The organism is Blautia sp. St.27G3 (assembly GCF_059728505.1).
Window position 1 is genome coordinate 338,776 of record NZ_BAAGFO010000003.1, and the last position, 12,824, is coordinate 351,599.

General features: G+C 37.0%; 17 protein-coding genes. All 17 read right to left on the reverse strand.

Annotated elements, in window-relative coordinates; genetic code table 11:
• Positions 1 to 12: 12 nt before the first annotated feature.
• A complete protein-coding gene (locus tag AC6I2O_RS15660) occupies positions 13 to 225 on the reverse strand; it encodes a hypothetical protein (protein ID WP_497743197.1) in 213 nt (70 codons plus the stop codon).
• A 33-nt stretch (positions 226 to 258) separates the two neighbouring features.
• Complete coding sequence (locus AC6I2O_RS15665; RefSeq protein WP_497743198.1) at positions 259 to 810, reverse strand: hypothetical protein; 552 nt, start codon at positions 808 to 810, stop codon at positions 259 to 261.
• Between the two features lie 2 nt (positions 811 to 812).
• A complete protein-coding gene (locus AC6I2O_RS15670; RefSeq protein ID WP_497743199.1) occupies positions 813 to 1,706 on the reverse strand; it encodes a hypothetical protein in 894 nt (297 codons plus the stop codon).
• A 1-nt stretch (position 1,707) separates the two neighbouring features.
• The gene (locus AC6I2O_RS15675) at positions 1,708 to 2,184 is read right to left on the reverse strand and encodes a hypothetical protein (RefSeq protein WP_497743200.1); all 477 of its coding nucleotides are present in this window, start codon (positions 2,182 to 2,184) and stop codon (positions 1,708 to 1,710) included.
• Positions 2,185 to 2,563: 379 nt separating this feature from the next.
• The gene (locus AC6I2O_RS15680; protein ID WP_497743201.1) at positions 2,564 to 3,865 is read right to left on the reverse strand and encodes an RNA-directed DNA polymerase; all 1,302 of its coding nucleotides are present in this window, start codon (positions 3,863 to 3,865) and stop codon (positions 2,564 to 2,566) included.
• A gap of 19 nt (positions 3,866 to 3,884) precedes the next feature.
• Positions 3,885 to 4,562: a ThiF family adenylyltransferase gene (locus AC6I2O_RS15685; protein ID WP_497743202.1), complete on the reverse strand. Its 678-nt coding sequence runs from the start codon at positions 4,560 to 4,562 to the stop codon at positions 3,885 to 3,887.
• 11 nt (positions 4,563 to 4,573) lie between these two features.
• On the reverse strand, positions 4,574 to 5,365 hold the full coding sequence (locus AC6I2O_RS15690) for a hypothetical protein (protein WP_497743203.1): 792 nt from the start codon (positions 5,363 to 5,365) through the stop codon (positions 4,574 to 4,576).
• Positions 5,352 to 6,938 carry a hypothetical protein gene (locus tag AC6I2O_RS15695; RefSeq protein ID WP_497743204.1) on the reverse strand — a complete coding sequence of 529 codons (1,587 nt, stop codon included), beginning with the start codon at positions 6,936 to 6,938 and terminating at the stop codon, positions 5,352 to 5,354. Before AC6I2O_RS15695 ends, AC6I2O_RS15690 begins: the two co-directional genes overlap by 14 nt.
• A 79-nt stretch (positions 6,939 to 7,017) precedes the next feature.
• Positions 7,018 to 7,263: a hypothetical protein gene (locus AC6I2O_RS15700; RefSeq protein ID WP_497743205.1), complete on the reverse strand. Its 246-nt coding sequence runs from the start codon at positions 7,261 to 7,263 to the stop codon at positions 7,018 to 7,020.
• Positions 7,264 to 7,417: 154 nt separating this feature from the next.
• On the reverse strand, positions 7,418 to 7,774 hold the full coding sequence (locus AC6I2O_RS15705; protein WP_497743206.1) for a hypothetical protein: 357 nt from the start codon (positions 7,772 to 7,774) through the stop codon (positions 7,418 to 7,420).
• A gap of 195 nt (positions 7,775 to 7,969) precedes the next feature.
• Positions 7,970 to 8,461: a hypothetical protein gene (locus tag AC6I2O_RS15710; RefSeq protein WP_497743207.1), complete on the reverse strand. Its 492-nt coding sequence runs from the start codon at positions 8,459 to 8,461 to the stop codon at positions 7,970 to 7,972.
• Positions 8,462 to 8,474: 13 nt separating this feature from the next.
• Positions 8,475 to 8,744: a hypothetical protein gene (locus AC6I2O_RS15715; protein ID WP_497743208.1), complete on the reverse strand. Its 270-nt coding sequence runs from the start codon at positions 8,742 to 8,744 to the stop codon at positions 8,475 to 8,477.
• Between the two features lie 316 nt (positions 8,745 to 9,060).
• On the reverse strand, positions 9,061 to 9,405 hold the full coding sequence (locus AC6I2O_RS15720; protein WP_497743209.1) for a hypothetical protein: 345 nt from the start codon (positions 9,403 to 9,405) through the stop codon (positions 9,061 to 9,063).
• Between the two features lie 98 nt (positions 9,406 to 9,503).
• Positions 9,504 to 9,824: a hypothetical protein gene (locus AC6I2O_RS15725; protein ID WP_497743210.1), complete on the reverse strand. Its 321-nt coding sequence runs from the start codon at positions 9,822 to 9,824 to the stop codon at positions 9,504 to 9,506.
• 126 nt (positions 9,825 to 9,950) lie between these two features.
• Positions 9,951 to 10,178 carry a YgiT-type zinc finger protein gene (locus AC6I2O_RS15730; protein WP_497743211.1) on the reverse strand — a complete coding sequence of 76 codons (228 nt, stop codon included), beginning with the start codon at positions 10,176 to 10,178 and terminating at the stop codon, positions 9,951 to 9,953.
• A gap of 2 nt (positions 10,179 to 10,180) precedes the next feature.
• On the reverse strand, positions 10,181 to 10,495 hold the full coding sequence (locus AC6I2O_RS15735) for a DUF4258 domain-containing protein (protein WP_497743212.1): 315 nt from the start codon (positions 10,493 to 10,495) through the stop codon (positions 10,181 to 10,183).
• A gap of 662 nt (positions 10,496 to 11,157) precedes the next feature.
• On the reverse strand, positions 11,158 to 11,943 hold the full coding sequence (locus AC6I2O_RS15740; protein ID WP_497743213.1) for a hypothetical protein: 786 nt from the start codon (positions 11,941 to 11,943) through the stop codon (positions 11,158 to 11,160).
• Positions 11,944 to 12,824: the final 881 nt, after the last annotated feature.

The window sequence follows — 12,824 nt, forward strand, 5'->3', positions numbered from 1 at the left end:
CATCCGCCTTCCTTAAATAGCGTGAGATTTGCTTTTGACAACTTCTCTTTTGGCCTTTACATATAATTCGATCAACGACAACATTTCATTTGTTGAAATTTTATAACTACCAGCTTCACGCTTATCCATCGAATTTTTAAACGCCTTAATAGTCACATCACCATCTATCTCTTCCTGACTTAACACAAGTTCGCTTTCACCTATAAAAAATACAAGCTCCTGCATTTATTATCCCTCCCCTTGTTACTACTGCTTCTCTTAAAGGCCTAAAATTTTATACAGTTCATCTGGCTGTATGCATAAATTGTCCTCAAAATAGTCGTCTGTATAGTTATACAAATCTATAAGCTCCATAATAGCAGTATTAGCAATTTTCATTAACCTGTCATACGAGATGTCCGCGTCTTCATCTTCCGCTCCTACTTCTTCTACCTCATCTCCACAGACAGGACACACTTTAATACCTTCCGTCAAGCTAACAGGTTTTACCTTGTACTCAGAACATTCCGGATTAGTACAGATATACTCCTTATCAGCGTCATTTATAGCCGAGGCAAGATTCTCTACTTCAGTTGTGATAAGAGTCTTGGCATCTTCAGCTGTTTTACATAAACCATACTCTATAACTTCCTGACTTTTCCGATTTCTCAAGTATACGCAAAATTTATCTTCTGCTTTTTTTACAAACAAACCATACAGAGGTTCTTTGTCATCTCCAATCATAACAACAAGTATCCCTCCCTTGTCGCTATTGCCCTCTACCTGTCGTTCAAGCTCTGCCATATCAATAACATATTTTATTATTGCCATAACTAAACCCCCTTTACCTGCAAATACAAAGTATGCAGTTCTTCCCATGTAGCACCATCTTCAGTCATTTTCATGATATGCTCATATGCTTCCCTTCCAGCTTTTCCATCAATTTTCTTCTCAGTAAACAAAATCTGATTTTTCAGTGAGTAAAAAGCACCAGCTGCAAAAAATGATTCATAAAAAACTTCTGGAATATCATCAATGTTTAATTTTTTAAAGTTAAATCTCGCATAACAAACTTCATTTAAAGCTTTTTGAATCGTATAATAACTACGCGCATGTTCAATCTTATTAATTGCGTTGTCAATTGCCTGCATCAGAGGAATTATTTGATATATAGTGATACATACACCTGGATATCTTAATGCATGTAATGTTTTAAAATCTTCAGTTTCAATGCGCGTAGATATCCCATTATATACACAGGTTCTTGAACCAGTATAGCGATATTCTGTTTGTGCCATATTACTTTCAACCAAACTCTCCCTTGCTTTGCATAAAAACTGAGCAAGAATTTCTTTACATATATCAACAGTAAAAAAATGTTTTCTTTCAGCATAAGCCGTCCGATCATGTTCACTCAACACAACCATCTTCTTTATTTCATTTACTACAACGGCGCTAACATACTGAGCATTTGCGTTTCTTAAGAAAGTTTCTTTAAAAGTTTCATTGCTGCATACATTCTTAGCACTAAGCAATTCGTATTGTGCCGGTAGCCATCGACGATGAATATATGGATTAAACACATATCCGTCATTCATAATCTTTCCATGAAATTGAGATCTTGGTGCAAAAGTTTTCTGTTCATATCTATCATTAGTACACAAAGACGTGTATTTACTTCCGTTTTCTCCTAAAGCTTCTTTCAATGCTTCGTCTTTCCCTCTCATTTCAATGTCCCTCCTGTAGACATACCCATTTGCGATAAATAATTAACCCTCGCTTACCTTTCCAGAACCAGTGAGACTCTTGTTTCCATTCCCACGTACCTTGCATTGCAAGGCATACAAGATATGTTTCCAACTTACATCTTGCCTCTTCTCTGTCCATACCATTTATCAATTCTTCAAACGTAAGCTCGTCTGATTTCTTAGGTATGAAGTATGATTTTTTGTTCCCTACTCCTGGCTTAGAATAAATATAATTATCATATAATACTTGTATTTCTTTTTCTGGATCATGTATAACTACAATTTGATCCTTATTAATAGTGTAAGTTTTGTTATCTGTTTCAATTTTATCTACAACTAATACGCCATCTTTTACGATGTATTGCTTTTTATATTTGATGTTTCTCTTGTCTAAATCTACATGAATAAAAAATCCATCATAAGATGATATATCTGACAAAATCTCATATAATGTCATAACTCCTCGTTTCTTTTGTGCAACAGTCTATATCAGCACTTTACTATAATATATTTAAGATTATAAAGATCCTGGGGCAGCTTCTCAGCTTTAGCTGAGTTGAGCTGACTCCAGGATTTTATATGTTTTACATAGCTTATTGCACAAACGTAGTGCTACGTGTTCGCTTTTTTTCTTTGTATATTGACGCGGCATATAACTTTATAATATTTAAGATGATTACCAGAGAAGATGAGTCCTGAAGACATATAAATAAATTGTAAATTTATGTCTTCAGGCTCATCGATGTTGGTAATATGGTTTGATGTCAATCACCAAAGAGGAACCTATGCTGGTTTGTCTTTACGTTTAATGATCTATTTTTTTTAAATGGTCCATATCAGATTACATGATTGTGGATCTCCGTTATGAACACATCATGTCCAACTTCTCTATACAGTTTGTATAAATGATTCATACTGACATATCCATTTGCCTGTAATATTCCTTCCGTTTTAATCTTATTGCTTGTTACTTTTTTCCCTTTCCCGCGAGATAACGTGGAACTTATGCCATCTATAATCCCTATACCACCAACATTTTTTCGCCCTCCCTTGCCGGTATATACTCCACGTAGCATATCTTTTGTCCATGTATCTAAGAGGACAATATCCTGTTTGCAATTCACAATGCCAAAAAAATATTCTGCCCAACCGAAGGCAGAATGATTTTTCAGGTGGTCATTATATAAATAGGCATTCAGGCTTTTAATTATTTTACTCAGCGCTTTGGCAGAATTATCTATGCCATACTTTTTAATAGCTGTTTCGACATGCTCCATATAATTATTTAAACTTTTTTTACTGAATGAAACTATATCGCCTTTTATTCTGCACCCTAAAAAAGTAAACCATTTGTCACTTGAAATTTGTTCTACTTTTTTAGGATTGATACTAAGCCCTTTTTTCTTCAGTAATGTGCTCAATAATGCCAGGGCTTCATTTGCCTTCTCACCAAGCAAAAGGATGTCATCACTATAACGATAATACACAGGACACATTGCCGACATTTCTGCATCTATATCCCTTAAAATGATATTTGCAAAGAATGCTGATGGTGCACATCCTTGACATAATGATTTATATTTTTTTACGATCTGTCCATGTTCATCCATGATAATATCATCATTATAGTAATCATACAGTATCTGGTCTAAACAACTATTAGAGCTAACTGACTCCAGCGCAGCATTCATTTCCCCCCGTGAAACACTGTCGAAGTATTTTGAAATGTCTATTTTGTAGCCAGCGATGCCTTTACTTGCACTTATCTCGCTTACTATATTTCCAATGATCTTCTTAACTCCGATGCCTTTTTGGTAACTAACACAATTTGAGTGTATCATATCCTTATACATTGTACAGTACACTTCGTTGATGATTGTTAATACCAGCCTATCAAGCACCGTATTTACATACACTTTACGGAACTCACCATTCTCCTTTGGGATTTGAGCTATATGAGGAGGAGCAACTTTATACTGACGTGTGACCATAACTTCATACAGCCATCCTCTGAATTGAGCGTCGGTATACTGGCTCAACTCCATAGGCCAAATTCCTTTATTGATACAATGCTGAATTGCTCTTTCCCATAATTTCTTATCAAAAAACATTTGGAGTTTTTCATCATTATCAAACATAGTCGCTTCCTTTCTTATCTTACAAAGCAAAACAATCCACAGTCATCATCTGCATGTCTGCCAAAATAACATTCTGTGGCTGACTCCCTCGAACATAATTAACAAAATTACATATGCCATACGTCACAATGTTTTTCACGGTGTAGATCACAGACAACTCTACTCCGCAAGCTGACCTTGGAGTTGCCTCCAAGGCTTCTTCCTGTGTAAAGTCCATAGAAGCCAACAGATTATTCACCTGATCCGTGTTGTCTCTGCTTGCAAAGTAATACTGTGCATCTGTAAGTCTCATCCGGAAATCATGGAAACCTAAACAATACGGGTTCATCATATTTGCCTTGACAATTGCTCGTCGAAGGTCAATATTATCCACGCAAAGAAATACGTGCCCGTTGACAATGTATGGTGCCGCAATTCCATTGTCGTGCTTCTTAATATTAATCATCGGATTAATAGATTTCATCATTGCTTCCACAGCATCCACTTTTAACTTGCCTACGTCGGAATCTAAAAACATCTGATTTGTAATATTCTTTGATTCTACCTTATCAAAATCCCATAATTCAATATTAGAGCATCCTAATCTTGCAAGCTGCTCTGCTACGTGCGACCCAATAGCTCCACACCCGATAACATGGATTGGTGCTTTAATTTCGCTTGTTGCATCAAAGTATTCTAACACCTTACTCCTATCCATTATTGACCTCCTTAATCCCATCTGCGATTGGCCCAGTTTTCCCAGTATTCATCAATTTCGTCTACTTCTTTGTCCTGCTTAGCAGCCGAATTGTATCCTCCATATCCATAACCATTAGCATAACTGCCAGCATGATAATTTGAGGTCGATGGTTTTGTGTACGTTGGAGCCACATGTTCTTTTACATACTTTTTAAGCTGTTCCTTCGCCCATTCTTGTGCCGGTTCCACGTAATATTCATACTTAATGTCGTCTTTTTCATACAGGATATTATTAGCTACATCATAGATGTTAAACCAGGATGCGTTGTACTGATTAAAAATACCAAAGATATAAAAATCAGTTACGTTCTGCAGGATATCATCCTGAAACGTGTCATCTGTCCCTGACGGCGTTACTCCCATTTTCACGTGAGAATGTCCATAGAATCGCATCGAGTTAAACACATCGTCACTCAAGGCGTTCTGCCATGCTGCAAATTCTTCGTCATCAGTTGTAACGGTTGTTGCGGTGACAGTTTGAGGACATACTAAGATGTCTGTAATGACAAAAGTTTTTTCGCTTGGGCGCTCTACAGTGCCATACCATCCTACCTCTTTGGTGGTTTCCTTTATCAGAGCCTGCATCTTCTTGTATGCTTCATTTTCAAAAATAACCGATACCTTATCGGTATCGGCTAATTTAGTTGATGGATTTGTTTCCAGCGTGATTTTCGTAGGTACTCCTTTTTTATCAGCGAATTTTGCTTTCACCGACTCAATAAACGTTGTCAGATCTGTTTCTGTCATTTTAATTTTCTTCATGACCTTCAGCCTCCCTCTTTGCATAATACTCTTCTGCTTCTTTAATTGTCATGACAATGCCGGTTTCATTGTCTGTAATGCATTTAGCGTTTACGAATATGTCATCTGCGCTTTGATCATCAGCACTCTGCATGATTAATCTAAAAAATCTTTCACAAACAGCACCATCTGTTAAATTTATACCTGCAAGTGCCGATTTACTTTGGGTATACGCTAAATCATAGTTTCCATCTTCTACATTTTTATTAATTTCAGGACGGTTATCGCCCCAGCAATTGTAAAAATATATATGTGGATTTGGGAATCCTACAATATCATGTTGACCATCATACGTCACATGATCCCCACTACTCCATGTATTTAACAAATCGAACGCTATTCCTGTTGTAAGAGTTAAGGTTGCCTTCCTGCCAAAAATAGCATCAAGCAGATGTACTACTTCTGGGTATCTTTCATGTACCCCTTCTTTCATGTCTTCCCAATTTTCTGTGTCAAAAAACAACAAATCTTGCTTGACAGTTAAGTGTAATCTTGATCCCACACAATCAATACATAAAATATTGTCTTTGTCCTGTATTAAAGACTGTATAAAATCCTCAATCTTGTTTGACTGATTTTTATATTGCAGGAACCATAGATCTCTTTGTGCATCTTTTAATCGGTTAGATGAATTAATCCAGCTTCGATAGGCACTGTCCATATCGTCTTTAAATCGGTCTATGCGTCTTTGTAACACTGATTGTTCTCTATCTGTGATACCTTTAGATAATTTATCTATTGCATCTGTGAATCTCTTTTCCTTTTTTGCTTTTTCCTGCTCTTCTTTTATCTGGACCAAGCAAGAAAACAATGTTTCATAATTTTTATTAAGAAACATATCTCTATATTTATCTTCGATACCGATGCAAGCTGCAAACCAATTTACAAATTTGTTATATGCATCTTCATTTTCTAACGATGATATGCTTTCTGCTATCACAGCATACGCAGAACCACGGCGCAGGAACAAAAAATTCCCGAACTCCATTATTTCCCAACCTTCGCAATCCGCAACGTAATCCGCAACTACGTCTGTAATATTAAAAAACAGGAGGCTGCAATCTTCTGATACATCCCCATATATATATTCGAGAATCTCATGCACAGTATTTGATCTCCCAAATTGTGTAGTTCTTATATTGATTTTTTTATCAACACAGAACCGCATCAGATCAGCAGTGACAGAATATAATATCGGCCGCATATATGATTTTTCACTAAGCAATTTATGCAATTTATATTTCATCAAGTTTGTTAAAACATCTCGATAGATATCTTCTCCCTCCACCAACTTTATCATATCTACACTATAACTAAAATTGTTTTCATTACTAGGTTCTTCTGTAAAATAAACTCGATCCCCCTCAATCATCCTGATTGTGTATACTTTTTCTCTATTAATACACTCTTCCATTTGCGGTGTAAAATAAAAAGCGCAGTCAATGCTACCACCACCACTAACGCCGTATTCTGCTTCCATTTCTTCCCATGTTTTAAATCTTACTTTGTCACCTTTTAAGAATTGTATCTTCATAATATATTCCCTCCTTATTTTTAGTTAAACATAAGATAGGCTGTGACCCCTATCTTACGTGATGTTATTTGCTTTTCCCTTAAACAGCAGCACTGTTTGCCTTGACCACGACACTAAGTGTAGCCATACTATCCTCTTTAACGCCAAGGGCCTCAAACGTTTTTCCAAATTCTGTCTCCGGGATAATTCTGCCGTTAAGCTGCAAAACTGCGCCCTGCAAGCTAATGTCACGTGCTTTGATAGCATCTGCAACTGTTGTGTTCATGTTTTCCATTTCTGCCGGGAATCTGTTTGTATTTGTATTTACTCTAAGCTGGAACATCATAATTTCTTCCTTTCTCTTTTTGACTCTTTCGTCAAAAAATCACTTTTCTTGGTTTAGTGAGAACCGTATATTTTTTAGTTTTTATGATGCGGCTTTATTTTTACACCCGCCGCCATAGGTGTATTAATGATTTGCCTTTTGGGTTCCGTTGACACTATTCTGCAAAAATAGTATCTACTGCTTCAACATCTGTCTTAACCTGCTCTTCAAGCTTGTCAATGTGCTTGTTCAGGTTCACGATCTTAGCACCGTACAGACGTTTTACATCATCAAGTGATGTACCAACCGGCAACACAAATGTAGCGGCAAGGCAACCGTCTACAATTGTATTGCAGTAGATGCCGTAAGAACACATGCTTGCTTCTGTTGAACCAGACATAGCTACCTGACACAGGATATCATCTGTCTTTTCATCTCGCAGTACCATACCGCCGAATGCTTTGTCTTTCATTTCCTTCGTGATCGGTGTTACAACTGTCAGTCTGTTCTCTTCATAATTCACTTTCAACATAATTTCTTCCTTTCTCTTTTTGACTCTTTCGTCAAAAAATCACTTTTCTTGGTTTAGTGAGAACCGTATATTTTTTTAGAGCTTTGTATAGCTCTTCGTTTGTCTTGCACTGGTCAAGAAAAACGAACAACTATACAAATATGCGTCAGTGGCGAGGGATTTCCACTGACGCATATAGTCAAGTCCTATATGGACTTATGAATCATAATCATAAAATTCTTCTAACTCTTCTACGATAGTTTCATAAGCATTCTGCTTTGACATAAATGAGTTATAAGTACATATATATGCTGCCAATTCTTCGGCATCATCTCCCTTTATGGCCTTTTGAAGGAACTCCATATAGACTAATGACGAAACTAAAGCAAAGAACTTGTGAGATCTACAATACTCCTGCAACTTTATAAGATCACATTTTTTTTGCATTCTTTCAAATTCATAAAAAAATGAGCTAGTTTCTATAATCGCTCCACTTGGCGACTCAATAATACGCAACACTTCGCTTGCGTCTATATAGTTGCCTGAACCATCTGAGTAGTTAAAAATAAGCGTCTGCATGTATCTGACACTACCCTGAAATGTTCCTGTTAAACAATGAGATGTCTTGATTGCGTTGATGCAGTCTTTCGCATCTGATCTGCTGTATTTATCGTACATAGCTACCAATTTATACATAGGTTTTTCCATTCTTTGTCCTCCCTTACCTCAACCAAGGCCACCATTTTTGCAGAGTTTTTACGACTCCAGCAGGGTCGTAAGCAAAGCACAGCTGATCTGTATACCATGATGAGCCGTTGTAAATTTCTGCCTTAAAATAAAGCGCAGGCCGATTGTCAGCCAGCGTTTTTCCTACCACAATACGCCTGGTTTTTTCTTGATTCAAATACAGAAATTTATCTACAATAATTTCTGCGCCGTTGAGCACAGACGCAGAGAAGTCGTGTATTCTCTTTTTCGTTGCTAACGTCATCACAGTACCTCCTGCATCCACAAAGCGATGATTCTTACTAGTAAGCATGATGCAGCCATACAAGTCAAAAAAATCAGAGTCTGGATGAATAACACAAAATCTTCTCTGTCTTTTTGATGCTGTTTTCGCTTACGCCTGTTTGCAGCATATGAATCTGCCGGTTCTTTATGGGTAAATTCAATTACGTTTAACATTGTTGTATCCCTCAATCTCCTCTTTACATTCTTTTATTGTGTCACAGTGACAATAAATAGAGCCGTCTACAAAAAGAACGACCCAGTGATTCCCGAAGCGTTTATAAGTCATTGGTAGCACTTTACCCCTTATAATAAAAATGTGTTAGGTATAAATCCTGCGTTGTTCCAAGTGCACAGATAGTCGGTAGATGGCCGAAGTATTCTAGGCAGGCGTTATATTCTGATAGTTGTTTGTTTAGTCTGTTTGACCATTTTTCCCTGCGTTCTTCCGCACGTTTCGTGCTGTGTCTATTACACGTGCGCTTATCATTTTCCAGATAAAGCAGGCGGTCGCACAGACCGCAAAGCCTGTAATAACTGTTCATAAGCCTTGTAGCAGCCTGTATTTGAGTATCGTTTGGCTTTGCGTTTTTGCGTGCTGCTAGTGTATATGCCGACTTACGTCGTAGTTCAGCGATAGTCATACGTTTTACCTCCCTTTCTTATTTACCTTTATAGGCGCTATAAAACGGCTATAGAGTTGTATTCCCCATAGCCGTTCTAACCGCCCACAAAAAATCATTTATTTGCATATTGATACTTTTACAATGCGATCATCTTTGACGCTTTTCGTTCCCCGTGTATCAAATTTCACTTTTACTTTCTGCCCGCTTTTATATATAGGCATATAACAACGTTTTTTCTTGTTGTAATTCATGTATGGATTTCTTTTTGACTGTTTGTCAGGCAATAACCATTCTCTTCCGTCTTTTGTAACGATACACATATAGTCGTAATATATACCCGTTACTGTTCTGTACCTAGGTGATGCTTGTGTCTGCGTTGGCACCACCATGGCCGCAGCAAATACAGCCGCTATAAACATAACTATTTTCTTTTTCATTTTGTTTTCCTTCCTATATTTCTATGCTTTCATTGTTTTATTTACAAAATAAAAAGCACTATTCAAATTAATGAATAATGCTTAACTTAAATTACTTTTGGAATATTTTCAATAATAGGGCCAATCTCACGCAACACTGCTATAATTTACGATCGAAAATTCCTGTGCAAATTGTTTTGCTTGTGCCGCGATCTGTTCCAGCCGCTGGATAACGTCTCCCGTGTAAATGATTTCATTGCATTCTGTGCACTTATAACAAGGGACATTCCGCACAATTAAAAGGCAATTTCCTAGATCAGTCACACTTGTTGTATATCCTTTTTCAGCTTTTGCTCCACATTCCATACATAGCATGATTAACGCCCCTTCCTTATTTTAAAATCATTTTCCCATATATCAGGATTTGGGAAATATGCAGTTATTAAATATATAAAATTTGTGTCACAGCTTACTACTATATGAATATATTCAGCATTAATAGAAAATCCCAGTATCAAACAGCTCGGTAATGGCTTATCATCTTCATACTGTTTTATGACTTCACCTGTATTAATCCCGTTTATAATATCATCAATAGTTATATTGCGTTCGTATAAGCGAGAACGGGCATGTTCTGTTATTGCTATGTTTTCGGCATTATTTAATGCCTTTAATTGTTTTATCGTTATCATTTTACACCAACTTTTCTATTGATATTCATAATTATACCAGATTCCGCGACATTTTCAAGCTGACAATTTTTCCCGACAGAGTCGTCATTTTTATGGCGTCTGTCCATATGTAATAGTTTTGGGAGAACGCCAGGCATATTCTTTTTCACCTGCCGCGTTTCTGCACATGTCACCATAAATTGGGTGTCCGGAACTTCCACGGTCGTAATACGTTTTATTAACATTCTTAAGTGCTGTAATGCGCTGTTTACGGCCGTAAGGTACGTTTGTGGGTAACTGTACGTTTCGGATAGCATACCGGGTGCATGCCCCTATAAGGTTTAAATTATGGATATATTGATAAACTTGGTTGTATAATCGTTTATACCGGTCATACGGTGCTTTGAACCACCGTTCATTGCTGTACACGTACACAGTCAATGCACTGTGTACGGTTTGGGGGAATTGTGGTACTACGTACTTTATTTGTGCTTTATATCCTGTAAAGGTGCCGTAAAGTGCACCTTTAGGGATATTCCATCCGTGTATACGGACGGAATAGTTTTTTGCAGTGTTGTAAGCATATGCGTGGCTCATTCCATCTTACCACCTTTCGTCGTATTCCAATTATATTTTATACATTCCTCATTCTGTCTATCACATAGACAGAATGAGGTTGCGTGTTAATCGTTGTACGTCGTGATTTTGTTTTGAATTTTAGCACAGAGTACAGTCATGATAATATTACTCATTTGCTTCTGTTTTTGCCATGATTCAGTGTAAACGCCGTCTTTACTCAATTTCGGGGCATTAAAGTATAAGTGGTGAATAAGTGTCACCATATGCATATTAAAATGTACACGTGATGCATGATACACCGCGGTTTCTTCTGTCTTATAAAATTCACAGATTTTGTCCAGCTCGGATTTAAGGTCCTTTTTAATAGCTGTAGAAAGTGTCCCGTTATTGCGTGTTTTTTCCAAGAGTAACATGACAGATTCCATGTTACTTACTGGGAGACAAGATTTCCAGCCTACACTGTGAGAAATAAGCTGCAAATAGTTATCCTCAGTGTAAGTAGCAATTTCTTTTTCTGACAAGTTAAGACTATTAATCCTGTTATCCATATCAGTTTTACGCTCATTGACATTCTCGAGTTTCTCTTCAAGCGCCTTTTTTTCCGGAGCGGTGGTTGCTTTTTCAATGGCTTTTGCTGTCTTGTTAGCAATATCAATACATTGATTCTTAAGGGCACGGAGATTAAAATATATAATGCCTTTTTTAAAGTATTCGATGTTTTTGATCGGACGTACATTTAAAAGCAAGTTAGCATCATCTAAAGATAAGTCCTTAGATGACATTCTGGCGAATGCTACTGTAATATCGGTAGGTGCTTCTGTGATTGTTGCTGGAATGGTTGTTGTTTTTACTGATGTAGTTGTTGTGGTAGTTTTTGCTATTTTTGCCATAGTTATTCCCTCATCTTTCTCCCGTATATATTTGCGTACGGGTCGCATGTACTTTGTTTTTATGATCTCAGGTTGTCCTATCTACAAGATTAAGACAAGATAAGCTCAGATTATAAAGTAGTAGATTTGCGTACCGTGTTGCATCCTTGTACAATCAGGTACGGCTTTAGCTGTATAACATCATAAATACCAGTAGGGCGTATTGCGTATACAATCCTGTATACTTGCTCCTGTTGATTAGTATCAAATCCATAATACATAGGTCGGATGGATTTATGTGTATTTGTCATTGTGCGGTTGGTGGGTGGCGCGTGTGTTGTGGGTTAAGGTTGTTAATTAGTGATGCACCACCTTCCGGCGTGTACCTCTTTGGTACGATACCAAGATACCACGGTAAGTCTTTTTTGTCAACAGTTATTTTCAAAAAAAATCCAAAAAATTTTTTCGCCCCAAAATCAAACATACGTTCTGCATAATATCCCTATTTTGGAACATATGTTCTTTTATCTGACAAAAGTTTGGTAAATACTTATTTACGTAACTTTCGTTGTGTTTTTTCCCTTAAATTGTCAGACTTTTTGACCGCCGTATGTGTATCAAGCAACAAAACCGGGGGTGGGTTAAAACTCTAAAAGCCCTTATAAATACTGAATTTCTTAAAACGAGATCCACATACACACTCGCCCAAATTTTCACCCCCCTATCGCCCCCCTCCCCCACTTCCATCCCAAAGTATTTTTTCGAACATTTATTCGTTTTTTCTCCCCATTCCTACCTATTTTATATACGCACACGATAATACTTTATTTTGTTAAAATTTTAATTTTTTTTCATTTTTTCTCAAAAAACCGATTGACAGGCTACCAATCTGGTGTTATAGT